The organism is Streptomyces sp. NPDC059142, assembly GCF_042755665.1.
Lineage (GTDB): Bacteria > Actinomycetota > Actinomycetes > Streptomycetales > Streptomycetaceae > Streptomyces.
Map to the genome: position 1 here is coordinate 1 of NZ_JBHZDA010000033.1, position 19814 is coordinate 19814.

A 19814-nucleotide genomic window follows, 5' to 3' on the forward strand; every position below is an offset into this window, starting at 1 on the left:
GGTTGATAGGCCAGATGTGGAAGACCGGTAACGGTTGGAGCTGACTGGTACTAATAGGCCGAGGGCTTGTCCTCAGTTGCTCGCGTCCACTGTGTGGTTCCCGGGTTGCGAACAGTCGCACCGGTTGAACCAGTATGAACTCAATTGAAGAGTGTGCTTGTTCGCTAAGTGCCGATATCCCGATTTTTTGGGATGGCCCGATAGGGTTTCGGTGGTCATAGCGTGAGGGAAACGCCCGGTTACATTCCGAACCCGGAAGCTAAGCCTCACAGCGCCGATGGTACTGCTGGGGGGACCCTGTGGGAGAGTAGGACGCCGCCGAACAATCTTTCAAGGACCCGTGGTCCAGCGTTCACGCTGGGCTACGGGTCCTTTTTTGTTTTGCCCTCTATTACCCGAAGCCACCCTCCCGAAGTGCTCGTCGGCACCCCGACTGCGCGAGAATGGCTGCGGTACCCGAAGACAGGAGCCCAACCGATGTCCCCCAATTCCTCCGACGACCGTCCTGAGCGCGACCCGCGCCGCAGTGACAGCGGCGACCGGGGCGGCTTCCGTGGCGGCCGTGACGATCGCGATCGAGGACCGCGTCGCGACGACCAGCGCGGCGGCGGGTTCCGTGGTGCGCGCGACGGCCGGCCCAGCGGGCCGCGTCGCGATGACGACCGTGGCGGCCGTCCCAGCTCGGGTTCCCGTTTCGGCTCCGGCTCCTCCGGTTCTGGTTCCGGTGGCGGCGGTGGCTACGGTCGCCGTGACGACCGTGGTGGCCGACCGGCCGGCGGTGACAACCGTGGCGGCGGTGGCGGTTACGCCCGCCGTGACGACCGGCCCAGTGGCCCGCGCCGTGACGACCGCCGTGACGACCGCCGTGACGACAGGCGTGATGACCGTTCGAGCGGGCCGCGTCGCGATGACCGGCCCGGTGGCTTCCGCCGCGACGACCGCCGCGACGACCGTCCGAGCGGTCCGCGCCGTGACGACCGGCCCGCCTTCCGTCGCGATGACCGTCGTGACGACCGGCCCTTCTCCGGTCCCCGTCGTGACAACGACCGTGGCGACCGGCCCGCTTTCCGTCGTGACGACCGGCGTGACGAGCGTCCGAGCGGTCCGCGCCGCGATGACCGTCGTGACGACCGGTCCAGTGCTCCCCGTCGTGACGACCGGTCCGGTGGCTTCCGCCGTGACGACCGGCGTGACGACCGTTCGAGCGGTCCGCGCCGCGATGACCGGCCCTTCTCCGGTCCCCGCCGTGACAACGACCGTGGCGACCGGCCCGCTTTCCGCCGTGACGACCGGCGCGACGAGCGTCCGAGCGGTCCGCGCCGCGATGACCGCCGTGACGACCGTCGCGATGACCGGTCCAGTGCTCCGCGTCGCGATGACCGGTCCGGTGGCTTCCGCCGTGATGACCGCCGTGACGACAGGCGTGATGACCGTTCGAGCGCTCCGCGCCGTGACGACCGGTCCGGTGGCTTCCGGCGGGACGACCGTGGCGGCCGGCCCGCCGGTCCTCGCCGTGACGACCGGGGTACCGACAGCCGTGGCGGTGGCTACGGCCGGCGTGACGACCGCGGTGGCGACCGGGGCGGATACCGCGGCCGGGACGACAATCGCGGCGGCGGGTACGAGCGGCGTGACGACCGGGACCGTGACCGCGAGCCCATCAAGCGGCTGCCGATCCCGGACGACGTGACCGGCGACGAGATCGACAAGAGCGTGCGGCAGGAGCTGATGAGCCTGCCCAAGACGCTCGCCGAGGACGTCGCCCGTAACCTCGTCATGGTCGCCCAGCTCATCGACGAGGAGCCCGAGCAGGCGTACGCGTACTCGCGGATCGCCCTGCGGCTCGCCTCGCGTGTCGCCGCCGTACGCGAGGCCGCCGGCTTCGCCGCGTACGCGACGCAGAAGTACGCGGAGGCGCTGGCCGAGTTCCGGGCGGCGCGGCGGATGACCGGCAGCGTGGAGCTGTGGCCCGTGATGGCCGACTGCGAGCGTGGTCTCGGCCGCCCCGAGCGGGCGATGGCCATGGCCGGCGAACCCGAGGTGCAGAAGCTCGACAAGGCGGGACAGGTCGAGATGCGGCTCGTCGCGGCCGGTGCGCGCAGGGACATGGGGCAGATCGACGCCGCCATCGTCACCCTCCAGAGCTCCGAGCTGGCGTCCCACTCCGTACAGCCGTGGACCGCGCGTCTGCGCTACGCGTACGCCGACGCCCTGCTGTCGGCGGGGCGTGAGGACGAGGCGCGCGAGTGGTTCGGCAAGACCATCGAGGCGGACAAGGACGGGGCGACCGACGCCTCCGACCGGCTCGCCGAGCTGGACGGGGTCGAGTTCGTCGACGCCATGGGCGAGGACGAGCCCGAGTCCGGGAGTGGCACCGCGCCCGCGACCCGCGGTGAGGAAGCGGCCGCGGCCGCCGCCCCGCCGGTGGACGACGCGGACACGGACGCGCTCGTCGACGAGGACATCGTCGTCCCCGACGAGGACGACAAGCGCTGAGCGGCGGCTGACAGCAGTGGGGGGGACCCCCGCCGGGGGTCCCCCCCCCGTCGGGTGTGGGCCCCGCGGGGGGGGGGGCCCGCGGGGGGCCCCGCCCTACAGCCACGCCCCCCCCCCCTTCTCGTGCCGCCCCTTGAGGCATGGTTACGACATAGGGAAGTTCATGCGTTTTCGTAAGACGATCCCCGCGGTTGCCCTCGGTGTGGTCTCCCTGACGGCGCCTCTCGCCGTCGCCGGTACCGGTACCGCGGCGACGGCGATCGAGGCCACGGCGGCACATTCCCCCCAGGTCGAAGAGGCCACGCTCACCGACGGCGCCGGCAAGCCCTCGGGCGCCCTGTCGGCGAAGGCCGCGGCACAGACCGGGACGGTGTTCTCCACCGGAGAGATCACCAGGAAGAACTTCTCCTCCATCGGCCTCAGTTGGAAGAAGCAGTCCGCCGTCGACAGCGGGCTGACCGCCGAGACGCGGGTCCACCGCGACGGTGCCTGGGGGGCGTGGCAAGAGGTCCCGCTGGAGCTGGAAGAGGGTGTGGCCGAGGAGGCGAAGCGGGCCGGCGCGCCCGCCTTCTACACCGACGACGCGGACGGGGTGGAGGTCCGCCTCACCTCTCCGAAGGGCGGCCTGCCGCAGGACCTGCGGCTGTCGTTCATCGACCCGGCCCGGAGCCCCGCCGTCCCGTCGTCGAGCAGCCGGTCCCGCTCCGCGCGGGTCGCGCAGGCGGCGCAGCCGGACGTGAAGCCGCGCGAGGACTGGGGCGCGGACGAGAGCCTCGCCGACCCCGGGTACAAGACGCAGGCGTCGATCAAGGCGGCCCTCGTCCACCACACCGTGACGGGGAACAACTCCTACACCCAGGAGCAGGTGCCGCAGATCATCAACGGCATCTACGTCCAGCACATTCTGGTCCTCGGCTACGGCGACTTCCCCTACCACTTCATCGTCGACCGCTTCGGCGGCATCTGGGAAGGCCGCAAGGGCTCCGTCGAGATGCGCCCCGGCACCGCGATCCCCGCCGTCCTCGGCGGCCACGCGTCCGGCTTCAACACCAACACCTTCGGTGTCGCGATGCTCGGCAACTTCGAGCCGGACAACAGCGAAGGCGGCGAGGACACCGGGCCCGACCCGAAGCCGACCACGGCCATGGTCGACAGCCTGGCCGACCTGCTCGCCTGGAAGGGCGGCCAGTACCAGTTGAACCCCGAAGGCACCACGCAGCTCGTGTCGGCCGGCGGAGGCGGCACCAACCCGCACCCGACCGGCACGGTGCTCGACGTGCCGGTCATCTCCAGCCACCGGGACGTGAACGTGACGGCCTGCCCGGGCGGCAAGCTCTACGAACTCCTCCCCGGCCTGCGCGAGCAGGTGGCCGACCGGATCGGCTGACCGGCGTCGGAGGCGCCCGTGTCCCTCGCGACGCGGGCGCCCCGCCCCTCCGGCCCCCGGATTCACGACCGGACCGCCTCCGGGCGCGGCTCGGCGTCGTCACTTACCCCGTGGGGTCCGCCGCGCGAGCCATTCGTCGAAGGTCTGGCTGCCCCGGGGGCCCGGTCCGGTCGGAAGCTGGCCGTCGCCCGCCATGGCCGCGCCCACGGCGCCGGGGACCTTGACCGGCACCAGCAGGCGCCGCTCGTGTCCGGCCCGCAGCAGACGGCGCACCATGTCGACGAGCTGCTCGACCCGGGGTCCGGCGAGTTCGGGCGCCATGCCCTGCGCGGGCCCCGACGCGAGACGGGCGAGATGCCGGGCCACCTCGCGGGCCGCGATCGGCTGGGTCCGCATCCGGGGCACCACCGCGAGCGGCTTCGGGAACAGGCCGAGGGTCTGCTCCGCGAACTCGTGGAACTGCGTGGCCCGTACCACCGTCCACGGCGTCGGACCGGCCTTCACCACCTCCTCCTGACGCAGCTTTCCCTGGTAGTAGCCGTGCCCGACCCGGTCGACACCGACGATCGACAGGGCCACGTGGTGGCGTACACCCGCCCGTTCACCGGCCTCCAGGAGATGCCGGCCGACGCTGTCGAAGAAGGGGACGGCCTTCTTCCGGCTCATGGTCGTCACATTGCTCACGTCGACGACGACCTCCACGTCCGCCATGGCCGCGTCGAGCCCCGTGCCCGCGACGAGGTCCACACCGCGTGACCGCGCCAGCACCACCGGCTCCTGTCCTGCCGCGGCCAGTTCCTCGACCACCAACCGGCCGACCAGCCCGGTCCCGCCTGCCACCGCTACCCGCATGCCACCCTCTTCTCCGCGCTCACGCCGTCATGCCGACGCCGTTACGGTCGCGTTCGTCGCTTTCTTCGTGTTCGCCGTGTGTGCCTTGTTTCCCGTATTCGTGACGGGACGTCATTGTGTGTCCTCCACCCCGCCGGGCGGGCCCGACACCACAGCGGGGCCGCTGGGGGTGCCGGTGCGGACAGGGGTACGACGGAGCGTCCCCCGCCGATGTGACATGCGCCCCGGCCGCCGCCGGGGGACTGTCAGTGGCCGGTGGCAGAATCCGTGTCATGAGCGAACAGGTGTGTCTGAGAGATGCGGGACCGGCCGATCTGGAGGAGTTCTTCGCACAGGAGCAGGACCAGGAGGCCGCGCGGCGGTCGCGGTTCGTTCCCCGGGAACGGGACGCCTTCATGACGCACTGGACGACGAAGGTCCTCGGGAATCCGGGCGTCTTCGTGCAGGCCGTCACCGTCGACGGAGAGCTGGCGGGCAATCTGGTGGCGTGGTGGGACGAGGACCGGCGCTTCCTCGGGTACTGGCTGGGCCGGCAGTACTGGGGCCGGGGCATCGGCACGCGGGCGCTGGCGCTCTTCCTGGAGCGGGAGAAGAACCGGCCGCTCCACGCCGATCCCTTCCTCGGCAACACCGGCTCGGTACGGCTGCTGGAGAAGCACGGCTTCCGGCGTACCGGGACGATCCGGCACGGCGAGAACGAGCACGTCATGCTCGTCCTCGACGCCGACCACTGACGGGCCCTTCCGCCGCCGGTCCCGCTTGACCTTCGAGCCGGGTGGAAGGTCTACCGTCGACGGTGTGACCTTCATGCGGATCTCCCAGCTCGCCGGGCGCAGCGGTGTGCCGGCCACCACGCTGCGCTTCTACGAGGGGGAGGGGCTGCTGCCCGCGGACCGTACCCCCTCCGGCTACCGGGTGTACGGGGAGGACTCGCTCGACCGGCTGGCGTTCATCGGCGCGGCCAAGCACCTGGGGCTGCCGCTGGAGGCGATCGGCGAGCTGCTCCGGGTGTGGGAGGCCGGAGCCTGCGGGGAGGTGAAGGCGGACCTGCGGCCGAGGATCGCCGCCCGGCTGGCCGAGGCCGAGGCCCGTACCGCCGAACTGGCGGCGTTCACCGCCTCGCTCCACGACGCGCTGGCCCATCTCGACGCGCTGCCGGACCGCACCGGCCGCTGCGATCCGGGGTGCGGCTTCCTCTCCCCGGCATCGCCGGCCCGGGGCGGGCGGCCGGTGGATGTCGCGCTCGCGCCCGGCCACGGGGCCGCCGCCGGCGAGGCGGAGCGGTGGCGTACGGTGCCGGTGGCCTGCTCGCTGACCGGCGCGGGCGCGCGCGAACGCGTCGCCCAGTGGCGCGAGGCGGTCGACGGCGCCGTGCGGGCCCCGCTGCCCGAGGGGCTGCGGCTGACGCTGCCCGTCGACCGGACGGCGCGGGTGGCCGAACTGGCCGCCGCCGAACAGCGGTGCTGCCCGTTCCTCGACTTCCGCCTCCACCTCGACGGCCCGTATCTGCACCTGGAGGTCCGGGCGCCCACCGAAGGCACCGCGCCGCTGATGGACCTCTTCGGCCCGGCCGCCTGACGCGCCCCGCCCTCGTACCGCCTCCGTTCACCCCGTACCGCGTCCGTCCGGCCCGTACTGCGTCGGTCCGGCCCGCACCGCGGCCATGAGTTCCGTACCGCTTCCGACGCTCTTCCGACGTTCTGATCCTCCGACCCAGAGAGACCTTCCCGTGCTCGTCGCCCGCTCCCTCGCCCTGTTCGTCGCCGCCGCCCTGTTCGAGATCGGAGGTGCCTGGCTGGTCTGGCAGGGGATCCGTGAGCACAAGGGGTGGATCTGGATCGGCGCCGGTGTGATCGCGCTGGGGTTGTACGGCGTGGTCGCCACCTTCCAGAACGACGACAACTTCGGCCGTATCCTCGCCGCCTACGGCGGTATCTTCGTCGCCGGTTCGATCGCCTGGGGCATGGTCGCCGACGGCTACCGCCCCGACCGCTTCGACGTCATCGGCGCCCTGGTCTGCCTGGCCGGGATGGCGGTCATCATGTACGCGCCCCGGGGTCACTGACCCGGACCGTCCCCGGGGGACGGGCGGAGCGCCGCCCGGCGGGCCCGGTCAGTGGACGACGTCGAAGACGTTCTTCTGCAGGCCGTTGGAGTACGCCTCGTACTCGACCAGCTTCAGCTTCTGGGTGTCCTTGTCCGCGGCGCTGAACAGGCGCTTTCCCGCGCCGAGGAGCAGCGGGAAGACGAGCAGGTGGTAGCGGTCGATCAGGCCCGCGTCCGACAGGGCGTGGTTGAGAGAGGCGCTGCCGTGGAGGATGATCGGGCCGCCCTCGGTCTCCTTGAGGGCGGCCACCTCGTCGGGCGAGCGCAGGATCGTGGTGTCGCCCCAGTCCGGGACCAGGTCGTCGTCGGTGAGGGTGGTGGAGACGACGTACTTCGGCATCGCCCGGTACCCGGCGAACTCCTCCATGCCGGGCCAGACCGGGCTGAAGGCCTGGTAGCTGACCCGGCCCAGCAGGAGCGCGGTGGACTCGCTCTGCTCCCGTCCCTTGAGGTCGAAAGCCTCGGGGACGAAGTCGATGTCCTTGAAGGTCCATCCGGCGTTGCGGTAGCCCGGTTCGCCGCCGGGCGCCTCCATGACGCCGTCGAGCGAGATGAAGGCGGTGCTGATCAGGGTACGCATCGGATGTCCTCAGTTCCTCGTGTCGGTGGGGCGGGGCGGCCGGGAGTGCGGGAGGCCCTGGCCGAGGAGCCCGGCGAGCCACCGCTGCCAGGCGGCCTCGGCCTGCCCCGTGTCCGGTCCGAACAGGTGGTGGAAGATCAACGCCATGCCGGAGCCGTGGTGGAAGGTGTAGAGCCCGTCGGCGGTACGGATCCCCACGCGCTCGTCGTCGGACCAGACCACCTCGCCGTCCAGGGGCGGCAGACCGGCCGGCTCGGCATGCGCCCGGCCGCCCACGACAGGCGGGTCCGGCAGCGACAGCCCGTGGACGAGCGCCGCCCGGATCTCCCGCTCCGACCGCCCGTCCGCCGGTGCCATGGCGAAGACCGGCACGCCGCCGCGGCCGGGGAAGTGGGTCAGGTACTCGCGGAGGGTGTGGAGATGGAAGGGCCAGCCACGGCGCAGCGCGTCGTACTCGTCCTGCCAGTCGTCGCCGAGGAGTCCGCTGTGCACGACACGGAGTACGGTGCTGCCGCCGTCCCGCCCCTCGACCAGGTACTCGAAGGCCATGAACCGGCCGTCCTCGGCGGTGGACGTACGGGTGGCGAAGCGCTCGCCGGGTTTGTACGCGGTGATCACCGCCTCCTCCCGGTGGCCTCCGGTGGTCATGGCGGCGACACCGCCCTCGCGCGCCTCGATCTCGTTGCGGCCCATGAACCAGGAGTCGATCCCCGGTCCTGTCGCGATCGCCTCCCAGACCTGGTCCGGGCCGGCCGGCAGGGTCGTCTCCAGCTCGATCTCGAACGGGTGCGTCATGGTGTGCCGTCCTGTCCTGCTCCGGGGCGGGCGCCGGGCGTTCCCCCGGGGCGTCGCGGCGGCGGTCCGGCCGCACCGTCGGTGGCGTTGTCCCCGGGCGCGCCGGGCTGTGGGGCGGGGATCTGGTGGAGCCCGACCACGACACGGTGATCCCGGCCTTCCGGGGCGGACTCGTCGTGGTAGCGGGCGACGAGGGTCGCCACCGCCTGGGCCAGTTCGCCGGCGAAGGCCGTACGGTCCGCGGCGGAGGCGAACCGTACCTCGGCGTCGACGCCGAACGTGGCGAGGCGCCGCCCGGTCCGGGTGGCACCGGTCAGCAGCGTGCCGACCTCCTGCACCAGCCGGGACCCCAGCGCCAGCAGCCAGCGGGCGGAGAGCTGGTCGGGGGAGCGGGCGGGATCCGGGCTGACGGCGGCCAGGGCGCTGGGGGAGATCACGTACGAGGCGGCGGTGGCGCGGTACACCCGCTCGGTGACGCTGCCCCTGCGGCGCTCCTCGGACAGCTCGACCAGTCCGTGCCGTTCCAGTTCCTTGAGGTGGTAGTTGGCCTTCTGCCGGGGCAGCCCCAGCCGGGCCGCCAGCATGGCGGCCGAGCCGGGCTCGGCGAGGGCGGCGAGGATCCGGGACCGTATGGGGTCCAGGGACGCCTCGGCCGCGGCGGGTTCTTCGATCACGGCGACATCCAGCACCGTTCCAGGATGCGACCGACGAGATTTTTTGTCAAGGTGGATTTTATTGTCGGTGGAACTCGTCGCCCGGCACCGTTCGGCGTCGTTGTGGGCGGCGGCCCGGGCCAGGAGCCGCCCGGGATGCGACACGCGTGTGGATCCCGGCGGCCCCCGGCCCGTTCCGGCGGCCGGTTTCCCGCCGCTGCGGCAGGCCCGCCACTACGGCACGCCCGCCACTACGGAAGGCGCTCCCGCCGCTACAGCAGGGCGACGGCGCGTCCGGGCAGCTCGCCGGTCGTGAGCTTGCCGATGTACTCGGGGATCTGTTCGAACGAGATCGGTACGGTGTGGGAGCGCAGCGCCCCGGTGGCGAGGAGGCCGAGGACGGCCTCCGCCTCGGACTTCTCGCCGTTGGACGCTCCGACGAGGGTGATCTCCTTCATCGTGATCTTCTGCATGGAGATCGTCGCCGTCTCCCGGGCCAGGCCGATCTGCACGATCCGGCCGCCGTGCTTGACGGCGTCCACGGCGGAGGCGGTCGTCGTACCGAACCCGGCGAAGTCGATGACGACGTCCAGTCCGGCGTCCTCGAAGTCCCGGATGTCGGCGGAGACGCCGCCCACCCCGAGTTCCCTGACCCGGTCCCAGGCGGACTCGTTCACCTCGGCCACGTACACGGTGGCCCCGACGGCCTTCGCGATCTGCGCGCCGAGCGAGCCGAGACCGCCGAAGCCGATGATGCCGACGTTCATCCCGGCCTCGACATGGCCGAACGTCTCGACGGCGCGGTAGGCCGTCCGCGCCGCGTCCATGGCGGGCGCGGCCTGTTCGAAGCCGACGGCGTCGGGTACCCGGACGGCGAGCCGCGCCTCCACCGCCACGTACTCCGCGAATCCGCCGTCGACCGCGGTGCCCGGCCCCTCGGTGGTGGCCGGGACGCCGACCCGGTCGCCGACGGCGAAGCCGGTGACGCCCTCACCGACGGCGGTGACGACCCCGGCGGTCTCGTGGCCGAGCGTGATCGGGACGTGCCCGAGCAGCGAGGTGATCGTGCCGTCGATGAAACTGACGTCGCTGTGACAGATTCCCGCCGCCTTGACGGCGAGTACGATCTCGCCCGCGGCCGGGGTCGGTACGGGCAGCTCGACGAGCTGCAGCGGTTCGTTCACACCGGTGAACTGCCATGCCCTCATGGGTGTTTCTTCTTCCTCTGGTGGTACGTGGTGGCCGGGCGGGAGCGCACCGTGGTGACGGTGGCGGACCCGCCGGGCCGGTGGTGGCCGTCAGCGGACGCTGGTCAGTCCGCCGTCGACGGGCAGGAGCTGCCCGGTGATGAAGTGCGACGCGTCGCTCGCGAGGAACACCAGCACGGGCGCGAGATCGGTGTCGGCGTCGCCGAACCTGCCGCCGAGCGGGATCGACTTCGCGATCTCCGCGTCGTACGCCAGGAGTTCCTCCGGGGTGAGCGAGCCGCGGTACTTGTCGAACATCGGGGTGTTGACGTACGGGAGCACGGCGTTGACCCGTATCCCGTCCGGTCCCCACTCGCGGGCCACGGTGCGCGTCCAGGTGTGGACGGCGGCCTTCGACGCCCCGTAGGTGGCGTTGGTCAGCTCGCCGGTGAACCCGGACATCGAGCCGAAGTTGACGATCGCGCCCGCGCCGCCCGGCCGCATGGCCCGGTGGGCCGCCTGGTTGGTGTGGATCGTCCCCAGGACGTTGACCCGGAAGACGGTCTCCCACAGCTCGTCGGTGATCTCGGCGGCGGGCGAGCTGCGTTGCAGGCCGGCCACGTTGACCAGCACGTCGAGGCCGCCGAGCGCGCCGACCGCCTCGTCGAACGCGGCGTCGACGGCGTCTTTGTCGGCGATGTCGGCGCGACGGAACGTGACCGTGCCGGGGCCCTCCGCCGTCGCCTCGGCCGCGACGCGCTCACCGGCGTCCTGGGTGAGGTCGAGCGACCACACCCGCGCGCCCTCCCGCGCGAAGGCGCGCACGGTGGCCTCGCCGATGCCCTGGGAACCGCCGGTCACGATGGTGCGTTTGCCGTCGAGTTGCATGGTCGCTCTCTCTTTCGCTTGCTGCGGGGCGCCGTCCCGTCCCGTGCGGTGCCTCGCGGGGCGCGGGCGCGGCCCGTCCCCTCGCGGGTTCGCTCCCCGGTGACGAGGCCGGCCGCCACCGGGGCCGCGGACGGCGGGGCGGGCGCTGTCCCGTCCCGTGCGGTGTCCTGTTCCACGGGGGCTCCTCCCTCCGTCGAGTACGGTCCCTTCAGCACCGCGACGAGGTGCGCCTTCTATTCTGGTACTGAGTATCACAATGTACTCGCCCCCTGACAGGGGCGGGGGACAGGACGGGCATGCACGCGACCCCACCGCCGCCGCGACGGCGGTCACCCGGCCGGCCCGCGGTGTCGTCCCGCGAGGAGATCGAGCGCGTCGCGATCCGCCTCTTCCTCGACCACGGTTACGGGGCGACCACGATCCCGATGATCGCCGAGGCGAGCGGGGTCAGCCGGACGAGTGTGTTCCGCTACTGGGGGACGAAGTCGGAGATCGTCTGGGGCACCTTCGACCTCCACACCCGGCGTCTCTCCGACCTGCTCGACGCCACGGACCCCGCAGAGCCGACGATGCGCGCCGTCCGCGCCTGCGTGGTCAGGAACCTCGCGCTGTCCATCGAGGACTCCAGCCTGTGGATGGAACGCTTCGCGCTTCTCGACAGCTCTCCCGACCTGCGCTCGGAGGAGTCCGCGCACTGGCTGAGCTGGGCGGCGGCCGTCACCGGGTTCGTCGCCCGCCGGCACGGCATACCGGAGAGCGGTGTGATGGCCCAGAGCATCGGCGGCGCCGTACAGGCGGCGTTCCTCGCGGTGCTGCGGAGCTGGCTCCCCGAACCGTCACCGTCCCCCGCGCTCCTCCCGGAGCTGGACGGCGAACTTGCCCCGCTCTGCGACCTCCTGCAGACGTGGCTGGACACCCCTGGGCTCGACCCCACGGGGCTCGACACCACGGTGTGAGCCGCGAACGGGGGAGCGGGGCGTGCGGTGTGCGCGGGGCGGGGCGGTGGGGCGGGGCCGGGACGTCAGTCCAGCCATGTCCCGTCGCGCATGATGACTCTCCCGCGGAGTTCCGGCTCGCCGCGCCAGGCGCGCACCGTCCTCGGGACCACGCGTACGTACAGAAAGGCCCCGTCCTCCGCCCGCGGATCCCACCCGAACTTGCCGGCGAACGCCTCCGCCGCGTCCGCGGGCACCTGCCGGTCGGGGAAGCACTCCGCCGCACCCTGGAGGAGCACCACGTCGAAGGTGTCCGGCAGCGCCAGGCGCACGCGCGGCTCCCGGCGGACGTTCCGCGCGGTCGCGGAGGTGGCGCCGGTGCACATCCACACCGCCCGTCCGTCCCACAGGAACCACAGCGGCACCTGGTGCGGCCCGTGATCGGGGTGAGCCGTCGACACCCAGACGTCCCGCTCGGCGACGAGCCGCGCCAGCGTGTCGCGCGTGCGCTCCGCCGTCCGGCGGCCGACGACTCCCGTGGTCTCCATGAGGGCCGACCCTAGCCGGGGGGCACGGAGCGCGCCTGAGGCGCGGGACCTACTCCCGGCGACCGACGGCCCCCTCGGTCCGTGGTCGGGGCGCCCCTCCCCGAGGTCCTACGAGTCCGCCGGCGCCGCCTGCTGCACGACCTCGAAGGACCAGAGGGCGGAGTCGCTCGCGGCAGGCTTGGGGCGCTCGCCGCCGGCCTCGCCGCCGCCCCGGTGGGCCGCCTTCATGGGGCCCTCCATCCATGCCTGGAAGGACTCCTCGTCCCGCCAGCGCGTGTAGACGAGGTAGCTGTCGGTGCCTTCGACGGGGCGGAGGAGTTCGAACCACTCGAATCCGTCGGAGTTCTCCACGGCGTGGGCACGGGACGCGAAGCGCTTCTCCAGCGTCTCGCGCTGCTCGGCGGGGACGGTCAGTACGTTGATCTTGACTACGCTCATGCGCCCCATACTGCCGCACGGCGGGACGCGGACGAGGAGCGGCTCGTGCGCCGCTGGTGGGATCCCGCCCGATACGGAGCATTGGTCTACTCCAAGCGCTCCTGCCCCTGTACTCTCAGCCGGAGCCAGTAGCACACAATCCCCCCACCCAGGTTGCGCGCTGGCGCGGGCGACACCCACACCACTCTGCCCCACGCAGCCGGGTTCCCCCCATTCGCCGCCTCTAGGAGGCTCACGGTGAAAGTTCGCACCAGAAGCTCGGCGATCATCGGCACCATCTGCCTCATCGCCTCCCTCGCCCTGTCCTCGGCTTCGGCCGACGAGCGGACAACTCCGCACCAGGGAGCGGAGGTCGTGCTCACGGAGGTGGCCAGGGCCCAGAATCCCATCGCCGGCGCCGCCGGTCCCGGTGACACCGTCTGGATAGCCGAACGCGCGGGCACCGTAAGGGTTCTGGACGACCAGGGGCTCGGTGAGCCCGTCCTCGACATATCCGACGAGACCACCACCGACGGTGAACGCGGCTTGCTGGGCGTCGCGTTCGACAAGGAGTTCGCGCACTTCTACATCTCCTTCACGGACCTCGAAGGCACCAGCACCGTGGACGAGTTCGCCGTACGGGACGGCGGGATCCAGCCGGACACCCGGCGCACCGTCCTCACCCAGACGCAGCCGTACGCCAACCACAACGGCGGGGACATCCAGTTCGGCCCCGACGGCTACCTCTACATCGCGTTCGGCGACGGCGGCTCGGGCGGAGACCCGCACGGCAACGGGCAGAACCTCGACACCCTGCTCGGCAAGATGCTGCGGATCGACCCGAGCGGCGGCGAGCCGTACGCGATTCCGTCGGACAACCCCTTCGTGGACGTTCCGAACGCCCGGGACGAGATCTGGGCGTACGGGCTGCGCAACCCGTGGCGGTTCTCCTTCGACGCGGGCACGGGCGACCTGCTGATCGGCGACGTGGGCCAGAGCGAGTGGGAGGAGATCGACTGGGCCCCGGCGGACAGCGAGGGCGGCGAGAACTACGGCTGGTCGCAGATGGAGGGCAACCACCCCTTCCGGGGCGGCACGGAGCCCGCGAACCACGTACCGCCGATCCACGAGTACGACCGTAACGGTCTCGGCTGCTCGGTGACCGGCGGATACGTCTACCGCGGCGACGCGATCCCGGAACTCGAAGGGCAGTACCTGTTCAGCGACTACTGCGACGGCACCGTCCGCGCCCTGCGGGTGGAGAACGGCGAGGTGACCGGCGAGAGCGACCTCGGAGTCAACGGCGGCGAGGTCATCTCCTTCGTGCAGGGAGGGGACGGCGAGCTGTACGTCCTCGGTATCGGTGGCGGCGTCTCCCGTATCGACCCGGCGTGATCGCCGCGGGAAGTGCCGTTCGGATCAACTGAGTTGAGCTGTACGCGTGGGCTCTCGGGGCTCCGGAGGTGTCGCCTCGACGGTGACGCCGCCCGGGGCCCCGGGGGTGCGGGCGCGGACAGGGCCCCGAGCGGGCCCGACGGCGCGGCGGTCACGTCGCACCGCGCCCTGGGCGCCGGCGCTCCCTCGGCAGGGCCCCTACACGCTCCAGGCGAGGCGCAGCAGTTCGGCGCGTTCCTCCGGTGTCTTCTCCGCGTGGTGGGTCTGTTCGTGACGCCGGGTCACCACCGTCGTGTCGACGATCCCGTCACCCACCAGCCGGCGGGCCAGTGGCGACTTGTCGAGCAGGTCGATCACGGCGGGGATGTCGTGCGGCAGCACGGCGACCGGCGCCGCCGCCCCCTGCCGGCCGGCGGGCGGCGTCACCGGGTCGTCGGCGACCTCCGCCGGCAGCGGTGCCCCCGTCGTGATGCCCTCCAGGGCGAGTGCGAGCACCGCGGCCGAGGCGGTGTAGACGTTCGCGGACGGATCGATGACCTTCACCTCGAAGTTCGCCCCGTGCGGATTGCCGGGGCCGTCCCGCAGAAAACGTACGGCGGCCTCACGGTTCTCCAGCCCCCAGCAGGCGTGGGCGCCCGCCCACCGGCCGGGTGCCAGGCGCTCGCCGGAGAGGACCGAGCCGGTCAGGAGCCCCTGGACCTCGGGCAGTCCGCGCACGACACCGCCGATGGCCGCGCCGCCCTCGGCCGTCATCCCGTGCGGCCCCGTACCGCCCGCGAACAGGCTCAGGCCGTCGCGGGTGAGCGAGAAGTGCTGGTGAGCGCCGTTGCCGAGGTGTCCGGGGAACGGGACGGGGGAGAACGACGCCCGCAGCCCGTGGCGCCGGACGACCCGGCCGACCAGGGTCCTGGCCAGCACCACGGCGTCGGCGGCGGCGACCGGCGCGACCGGCGAGAGAGAGAACTCGAACTGGTGACGGCCGTACTCGCAGTGCATCTGCTCCATACCGATACCGGCGGCGTCCGTCGCGGCGAGCAGATCCGCGAGCAGGCTCTCGCGGTCCAGCAGACCGGTGACGCCGTACGGCACCCACGAGGTGTCCTCCAGCGCCGAGCCGTCCGGTGCGACCAGCACGAACTCCAGCTCATGTCCCACGCGCGCCTCCAGACCGGCCTGCGCGAGCCGGCGCTCGACGGTACGCAGCAGCCCGCGCGGGCATCGCGGGTCCGGTTCGCCCGACTGCGCGAAGAAGTCCGCCGGTCCCCAGGCCAGGCCGCCGCCGAGGTCGCGCAGCCCGTCCAGGTCCAGTCGCAGCCGCAGGTCCCCGACCGCGCCGATCGAATCGGTGAACGCGATGGCCCCGTCCGCGCAGAACACGTGCCAGACTCCGGCCGCGCCCATGCCGCTCCGGTGGAAGGCGCCCAGCCGGGCGACCGGGACGCTCTTGGCGAGCGTGAGTCCCGCCGAGTTGACGACGGCGCCGATGACGGTCCGCACACCGGCGTGTGCCAATTCGTCATGTAATGCGGTGATGTGAGAACTATCGGTGCTTCGTGACGGTTCGTTCATGGGCAGCATCATGCACCCTTCTCCGAGGACGGTGGGACCGCGATCCGCCCGGCGGGCGGGCCCGCCTCGCCCGTACGTCGCTCTGCGTCACCGGCTCCGCACGACGGGCGAGGGTCCGGCGCATGAAGTGCCCCGTGCGGAGGTAGGGATCCCGGCTGATGGGCCGGGCCCCGTGGGGGCGACCCGAAGGAAGGTGTGAGCGATGGCGCTGATCATCGGTGGCGAGAGTGCCGACCGGGGCCGGGACACCGGGTGAACGCGCCGGATCCGTACGGGACCACGGCCGGTCCCGGCCAGGAGGCCGAGCGGTTCCTGGCCCTCTCCGCCCTGCTGACGGGGTTCGACACCGCCGAACTGACGGAGACCGGCATGGCCGGGACCTACCGGGAGCTGGTCACCCGGCGGGTGGAACCGGCCCTCTACGCACGGCTGGTGGACACCCTGACCGGGACGACGGCCGACGCCCGTACGGCGCTGGACGACGACGCACGGCTGGGTGACCTCGCGCGGGCCGTCTGCCGGCTCTGGTACCTGGGGGAGTGGCCGGGGCCGACGGGCGGCGACGGCGGGGCCCCGCCCTCCCTGGTGTCCGGGCGGGCCTACGCCCACGGGCTGGTCTGGCGCACCTTCGGCGGCCACGCGCCCGGCGCGGCCCAGCCCGGCCACGGCACCTGGGCCGAGGTCCCGGCCGGTACGGCGGGAGGCGGGGGCCGTTGACCGGCGAACGGTACTTCGACGTGATCGTGGTCGGCGCGGGGGTCGCGGGATCGCTGGTGGCACGGCAGTTGGGGGACCGCGGCCGCAGTGTCCTGGTCCTGGAGGCGGGCCTGGGCGGGGAGCCCGAGGCGGACGCGGAACGGTTCCGGTCCGCGGCGGCGAAGGTCCCCGGCGCGGCGATCGCGCCGAACCCCCTGGTGCCGTCCCCCGACGTACCGGATCTCGGTGGCCGCACCGGTGGCGGATACCGGGCCGGCGGATACTTCCTCCAGAACGGCCGGCTGCCGTACGCGAGCGGCTATCTCCGCGTCAACGGCGGTACGGGCACCGCGTGGACGGGGCTGGCGCCGCGGATGCACCCGGAGGACTTCCGCACCTCGGACTTCGGGTACGGCCGTGACTGGCCGGTCGGTTACGCGGAGCTGGAACCGTACTACCGGGCCGCGGAACAGGAGTTGGGTGTCGCGGGCGACCCGGAGGAACAACGGGACCTCGTCGGTCTCCCGCTCGCGGACGGCCACACCTTCGCGCACCGGCCCTTACCCGCGAGCCACCTGGACCGGCTCATGGCCGAGCGGCTCGACGGACGGAAGGTCACCGATCCCTCGTACCCCGGCCACGTCGAACTGAGGGTCGTCGGGACGCCCCAGGCACGCAACAGCGCGGCCACCGCCGAGCACGGCCCCGTCTGCGAAGGCAGCGCCAGTTGTATCCCGGTCTGCCCCACGGGGGCGAAGTACACCCCGCTGCGCACCCAGAAACGCTGGGGCCCGAACGTCACCCTCCTCACCCGCGCGGTGGCCGGCCGCCTGCTGGCGGACCCGGCCGGCCGGATCACCGGAGTCGAGTACCAGCGGTACGACGACCCCACCCGGCCCTCCTCGGTCACCCGGCGGGTGGCACGGGGGACGACGGTCGTCCTGGCCGCGCACGCGATCGAGAACGCCCGCCTCCTGCTCACCTCCGGCCTCGCCAACTCCAGCGACCAGGTGGGCCGCAATCTGATGGACCACCCCGTCCTGCTCACCTGGGGCCTGATGCCGGAGCGGACGGGCCCCTACCGCGGGCCCGGTTCGACATCCGGTCTGGAGGGGTTCCGTTTCGGCCCCGCCCGCGGTGTACGCGCCCCGTTCCGGGTGGAGATCGGCAACTGGGGCTGGACCTGGGCCGTGGGCCCGCCCGGCCACGAGGTCGTCGCCCTCCTCAACCGGGGACGGGGACTGTTCGGTACGGAGCTGCGACAGGCCGTCGGGGACCGCGTCGGGCGGCAGTTCGCCTTGCAGTTCGAGATGGAGCAGAGCGCCGATCCCGCCAACCGCGTCACGCTCGACCCCCACCACCGTGACCCGCTGGGCAACCCGCGCCCCGTTCTGACCTACGACCTGTCCGACCATGTGAAGAAGGGCATCGCCGCGGCCAAGTCGGTGTCCGACGAGATCTTCGCCCTGCTCGGGGCGGAGGACCACAGCCGGTACGCGTCGGGGCCGTCCCAGCCCGGATGGTTCGAGTACGGCGGCCGGCCCTACGCCTACCGGGGCGCGGGCCACGGCGCCGGTACGCACATCATGGGCGAGCGGCCCGCCGACTCCGTCGTCGATTCCTGGCAGCGCGCCTGGGACCACCCCAACCTCTACGTGGTGGGCTGCGGCAGCATGCCCTCCCTCGGCACGTCCAACCCGACGCTCACGATGGCCGCGATCACCCTGCGCAGTGCCGAACAGATCCATCGCGACCTGTCCGCGGAGCGCGTCACGATCCACCCGCCGGCCACCGCGAACGCTCCCGGCCACGCCACTTCGGAGGAGACAGACGCCCCATGACCGACCCTCTCTCGCTGCCGCCCGTCGCCGCCCCGTACCAACTGCCCTTCCACTACGGGGCCCTGCACAACATCGGCCTCGACTTCCTCGTCGATCCCGCGCCGGTGCGCAAGACGCTGGCCGAACACCACCCGGACCTGACCGCCGCCGACTTCGACGGGCTGGCCTGCGTCACCCTCAACTACCAGCTCTACTTCGCCCAGTATCCGAACGGCGGCGGCATCACCCAGGAGATCGAGTACAGCATCGTCGCGCACCCCACGACCGGCGCCGACCGCCTCGCCCGGCTCACGTACGAGCAGTACGCCCACGGCCACGACCAGACCAAGCTGCTCGGTATCGCCCGGCTCCACGTCCTGTGCGACAACCCGCTGGCGATCGAGGCCGGTACGCGGCTCTACGGAGAGCCAAAGTACCCCGCCTGGTTCGGGACGACCCTTCCCTCGCTCAACGGCCCGGCCGGTGACGTCTGGACCGTCGCGTGCGGGCAGGCCACCCACACCCCCGGCGCCCCGGCCGTCGACCCGCAGGACCGGGCGCTCTTCTCCTTCCGGGCCGATCTGGACGGGCTGCCCCGCGTCCCCGTCAACAACACGCCCATCACCGGCTACGGCACCGACGACACCGGCCGGCCGCTGGCCGGGCCCATGAACGTCTACCAGCCCTACCAGTACATCTCGCTGGCCGGCGCGTCGGAGCGGGCGGAGCTGACCGTGCACGACCCGGCCTCGCCCGTCGGCGCCGACCTGACCGCCCATGTCGGCGACACCCCCGCCGCCGGTGCGTGGACGTACCAGTCGGCCCCCGTCGCCGCCCACAACCGGCCCTACTACGTCCCCCGCGCGGGCTGACCGGACGCCGCCGCGCGGCCCGGCCCGGACGGTGTCCTCCTGAGGACGCCGTCCGGTTCCGTACGGTTCAGGGGCGCACGGTGCAGAGCGCCAGCAGACAGAAATTGACACCCTGGGTATTGCTCGGTCCGGCGGAGCCGCCACTGCCGGAATCACCGACGGTGCAGCGGGAGAGCAGACAGAAATTCGCCCCCTGAACGCCTCGGTAGGCATTCTGCGGAACGGCGGTCGCCGCCGTCCGTTCCCGCTCGGGTGCGGAAACGGGCGCCGCCGTCGCGCCGCCCGCGGATATCAGCACAATCGCCCCCGCGGTCACGGTCGTCATTCCCCAGCGCAGAGTTGAACGGGAAGTACGCAAAGGCCCTCCAAGCCTCGTACGGAACAGCGTTCTCAGCCTGGTGTTCGTTGCCGGTGAGGATAGGGATCGGTCTCTCCTGCACATGTGATCCACCTCTCCTCACGAGGCAGGATCCGTGCTGAGAAGCCGTCATGTGGGCTGGATCACAGCGCCAATCCGGTGACGCCACGCCTCCGAACACATTCCCGGAAGCCCATTCCGGGCGACGGCGGTTCTGGAGGAGCGCTCGTCGTGGCCCGCCAACAGACGTCCCCCGTGCT

The 19814-nt window shown here is 72.2% G+C and carries 21 protein-coding genes and 2 rRNA genes; 13 read left to right on the forward strand and 10 right to left on the reverse strand.

The window, feature by feature from the left end; translation table 11 throughout:
- The 5 genes from ACFXPK_RS14810 to ACFXPK_RS14830 all read left to right on the forward strand — a co-directional run.
- Positions 1-74 (forward strand): 23S ribosomal RNA (locus ACFXPK_RS14810); the annotation flags it as partial.
- 133 nt (positions 75-207) lie between these two features.
- Positions 208-324, forward strand: a 5S ribosomal RNA gene (gene rrf, locus ACFXPK_RS14815).
- Between the two features lie 238 nt (positions 325-562).
- A complete protein-coding gene (locus ACFXPK_RS14820) occupies positions 563-1690 on the forward strand; it encodes a hypothetical protein (protein ID WP_385075287.1) in 1128 nt (375 codons plus the stop codon).
- 38 nt (positions 1691-1728) lie between these two features.
- Positions 1729-2496, forward strand: coding sequence for a hypothetical protein (locus ACFXPK_RS14825; protein ID WP_385075384.1), 768 nt, complete (start codon positions 1729-1731; stop codon positions 2494-2496).
- A 163-nt stretch (positions 2497-2659) separates the two neighbouring features.
- The gene (locus ACFXPK_RS14830; protein WP_385075290.1) at positions 2660-3883 is read left to right on the forward strand and encodes an N-acetylmuramoyl-L-alanine amidase; all 1224 of its coding nucleotides are present in this window, start codon (positions 2660-2662) and stop codon (positions 3881-3883) included.
- Between the two features lie 99 nt (positions 3884-3982).
- On the opposite strand, the gene ACFXPK_RS14835 is transcribed toward ACFXPK_RS14830, so the two are convergent.
- Positions 3983-4735: an SDR family oxidoreductase gene (locus ACFXPK_RS14835; RefSeq protein WP_385075293.1), complete on the reverse strand. Its 753-nt coding sequence runs from the start codon at positions 4733-4735 to the stop codon at positions 3983-3985.
- Between the two features lie 272 nt (positions 4736-5007).
- Between ACFXPK_RS14835 and ACFXPK_RS14840 the strand changes: the two genes are divergently transcribed.
- From ACFXPK_RS14840 to ACFXPK_RS14850, 3 genes are all read left to right on the forward strand, one after another.
- Positions 5008-5469 (forward strand): GNAT family N-acetyltransferase, encoded by a 462-nt coding sequence (locus tag ACFXPK_RS14840; protein ID WP_384991586.1) that lies wholly within the window; start codon positions 5008-5010, stop codon positions 5467-5469.
- A gap of 64 nt (positions 5470-5533) precedes the next feature.
- Positions 5534-6313, forward strand: a complete 780-nt coding sequence (locus ACFXPK_RS14845; RefSeq protein WP_385075296.1) for a MerR family transcriptional regulator — start codon at positions 5534-5536, stop codon at positions 6311-6313.
- Between the two features lie 151 nt (positions 6314-6464).
- Positions 6465-6800 carry a YnfA family protein gene (locus ACFXPK_RS14850; RefSeq protein WP_384991580.1) on the forward strand — a complete coding sequence of 112 codons (336 nt, stop codon included), beginning with the start codon at positions 6465-6467 and terminating at the stop codon, positions 6798-6800.
- A 48-nt stretch (positions 6801-6848) separates the two neighbouring features.
- Here ACFXPK_RS14850 and ACFXPK_RS14855 read toward each other — a convergent pair whose 3' ends face one another.
- The 5 genes from ACFXPK_RS14855 to ACFXPK_RS14875 form a co-directional block, all read right to left on the reverse strand.
- The gene (locus tag ACFXPK_RS14855; protein ID WP_384991578.1) at positions 6849-7421 is read right to left on the reverse strand and encodes a dihydrofolate reductase family protein; all 573 of its coding nucleotides are present in this window, start codon (positions 7419-7421) and stop codon (positions 6849-6851) included.
- A 9-nt stretch (positions 7422-7430) separates the two neighbouring features.
- Positions 7431-8216 carry an SRPBCC domain-containing protein gene (locus tag ACFXPK_RS14860; RefSeq protein ID WP_385075299.1) on the reverse strand — a complete coding sequence of 262 codons (786 nt, stop codon included), beginning with the start codon at positions 8214-8216 and terminating at the stop codon, positions 7431-7433.
- Positions 8213-8905, reverse strand: a complete 693-nt coding sequence (locus ACFXPK_RS14865; protein ID WP_385075302.1) for an ArsR/SmtB family transcription factor — start codon at positions 8903-8905, stop codon at positions 8213-8215. Before ACFXPK_RS14865 ends, ACFXPK_RS14860 begins: the two co-directional genes overlap by 4 nt.
- Before the next feature lie 236 nt (positions 8906-9141).
- Positions 9142-10077 carry a zinc-binding dehydrogenase gene (locus ACFXPK_RS14870; RefSeq protein WP_385075305.1) on the reverse strand — a complete coding sequence of 312 codons (936 nt, stop codon included), beginning with the start codon at positions 10075-10077 and terminating at the stop codon, positions 9142-9144.
- Between the two features lie 90 nt (positions 10078-10167).
- A complete protein-coding gene (locus ACFXPK_RS14875) occupies positions 10168-10944 on the reverse strand; it encodes an SDR family NAD(P)-dependent oxidoreductase (RefSeq protein WP_385075308.1) in 777 nt (258 codons plus the stop codon).
- Between the two features lie 296 nt (positions 10945-11240).
- Here ACFXPK_RS14875 and ACFXPK_RS14880 point away from each other — a divergent pair, with 296 nt between their 5' ends.
- The gene (locus ACFXPK_RS14880; protein ID WP_385075311.1) at positions 11241-11900 is read left to right on the forward strand and encodes a TetR family transcriptional regulator; all 660 of its coding nucleotides are present in this window, start codon (positions 11241-11243) and stop codon (positions 11898-11900) included.
- Between the two features lie 65 nt (positions 11901-11965).
- Here ACFXPK_RS14880 and ACFXPK_RS14885 read toward each other — a convergent pair whose 3' ends face one another.
- On the reverse strand, positions 11966-12427 hold the full coding sequence (locus ACFXPK_RS14885; protein WP_385075314.1) for a pyridoxamine 5'-phosphate oxidase family protein: 462 nt from the start codon (positions 12425-12427) through the stop codon (positions 11966-11968).
- Positions 12428-12535: 108 nt separating this feature from the next.
- On the reverse strand, positions 12536-12865 hold the full coding sequence (locus ACFXPK_RS14890) for an antibiotic biosynthesis monooxygenase family protein (protein WP_384991561.1): 330 nt from the start codon (positions 12863-12865) through the stop codon (positions 12536-12538).
- Positions 12866-13102: 237 nt separating this feature from the next.
- Here ACFXPK_RS14890 and ACFXPK_RS14895 point away from each other — a divergent pair, with 237 nt between their 5' ends.
- A complete protein-coding gene (locus tag ACFXPK_RS14895; RefSeq protein WP_384991558.1) occupies positions 13103-14239 on the forward strand; it encodes a PQQ-dependent sugar dehydrogenase in 1137 nt (378 codons plus the stop codon).
- A gap of 198 nt (positions 14240-14437) precedes the next feature.
- Here ACFXPK_RS14895 and ACFXPK_RS14900 read toward each other — a convergent pair whose 3' ends face one another.
- Positions 14438-15751: a glutamine synthetase gene (locus ACFXPK_RS14900; RefSeq protein ID WP_385075317.1), complete on the reverse strand. Its 1314-nt coding sequence runs from the start codon at positions 15749-15751 to the stop codon at positions 14438-14440.
- 309 nt (positions 15752-16060) lie between these two features.
- On the opposite strand from ACFXPK_RS14900, the gene ACFXPK_RS14905 reads away from it, so the two are divergent.
- Genes ACFXPK_RS14905 through ACFXPK_RS14915 form a run of 3 tightly spaced genes read left to right on the forward strand, consistent with a single transcriptional unit; the run spans position 16061 to position 19196 of the window.
- Positions 16061-16525: a hypothetical protein gene (locus ACFXPK_RS14905; protein WP_385075319.1), complete on the forward strand. Its 465-nt coding sequence runs from the start codon at positions 16061-16063 to the stop codon at positions 16523-16525.
- Positions 16522-18345, forward strand: a complete 1824-nt coding sequence (locus ACFXPK_RS14910) for a GMC family oxidoreductase (RefSeq protein WP_384991550.1) — start codon at positions 16522-16524, stop codon at positions 18343-18345. Before ACFXPK_RS14905 ends, ACFXPK_RS14910 begins: the two co-directional genes overlap by 4 nt.
- Positions 18342-19196 carry a hypothetical protein gene (locus tag ACFXPK_RS14915; protein ID WP_384991548.1) on the forward strand — a complete coding sequence of 285 codons (855 nt, stop codon included), beginning with the start codon at positions 18342-18344 and terminating at the stop codon, positions 19194-19196. Before ACFXPK_RS14910 ends, ACFXPK_RS14915 begins: the two co-directional genes overlap by 4 nt.
- Positions 19197-19263: 67 nt before the next feature.
- On the opposite strand, the gene ACFXPK_RS14920 is transcribed toward ACFXPK_RS14915, so the two are convergent.
- Positions 19264-19521, reverse strand: a complete 258-nt coding sequence (locus tag ACFXPK_RS14920; protein WP_384991545.1) for a hypothetical protein — start codon at positions 19519-19521, stop codon at positions 19264-19266.
- Between the last annotated feature and the right edge of the window lie 293 nt (positions 19522-19814).

Bases quoted from the DNA above. Each gene is read 5' to 3' on its own strand.
- ACFXPK_RS14880 (WP_385075311.1), top strand. From the start codon at position 11,241: ATGCACGCGACCCCACCGCCGCCGCGACGGCGGTCACCCGGCCGGCCC.
- ACFXPK_RS14870 (WP_385075305.1), bottom strand. From the start codon at position 10,077: ATGAGGGCATGGCAGTTCACCGGTGTGAACGAACCGCTGCAGCTCGTC.
- ACFXPK_RS14875 (WP_385075308.1), bottom strand. From the start codon at position 10,944: ATGCAACTCGACGGCAAACGCACCATCGTGACCGGCGGTTCCCAGGGC.
- ACFXPK_RS14855 (WP_384991578.1), bottom strand. From the start codon at position 7,421: ATGCGTACCCTGATCAGCACCGCCTTCATCTCGCTCGACGGCGTCATG.
- ACFXPK_RS14830 (WP_385075290.1), top strand. From the start codon at position 2,660: ATGCGTTTTCGTAAGACGATCCCCGCGGTTGCCCTCGGTGTGGTCTCC.
- ACFXPK_RS14920 (WP_384991545.1), bottom strand. From the start codon at position 19,521: ATGACGACCGTGACCGCGGGGGCGATTGTGCTGATATCCGCGGGCGGC.
- ACFXPK_RS14825 (WP_385075384.1), top strand. From the start codon at position 1,729: ATGAGCCTGCCCAAGACGCTCGCCGAGGACGTCGCCCGTAACCTCGTC.
- ACFXPK_RS14860 (WP_385075299.1), bottom strand. From the start codon at position 8,216: ATGACGCACCCGTTCGAGATCGAGCTGGAGACGACCCTGCCGGCCGGC.
- ACFXPK_RS14840 (WP_384991586.1), top strand. From the start codon at position 5,008: ATGAGCGAACAGGTGTGTCTGAGAGATGCGGGACCGGCCGATCTGGAG.
- ACFXPK_RS14835 (WP_385075293.1), bottom strand. From the start codon at position 4,735: ATGCGGGTAGCGGTGGCAGGCGGGACCGGGCTGGTCGGCCGGTTGGTG.
- ACFXPK_RS14915 (WP_384991548.1), top strand. From the start codon at position 18,342: ATGACCGACCCTCTCTCGCTGCCGCCCGTCGCCGCCCCGTACCAACTG.
- ACFXPK_RS14885 (WP_385075314.1), bottom strand. From the start codon at position 12,427: ATGGAGACCACGGGAGTCGTCGGCCGCCGGACGGCGGAGCGCACGCGC.
- ACFXPK_RS14890 (WP_384991561.1), bottom strand. From the start codon at position 12,865: ATGAGCGTAGTCAAGATCAACGTACTGACCGTCCCCGCCGAGCAGCGC.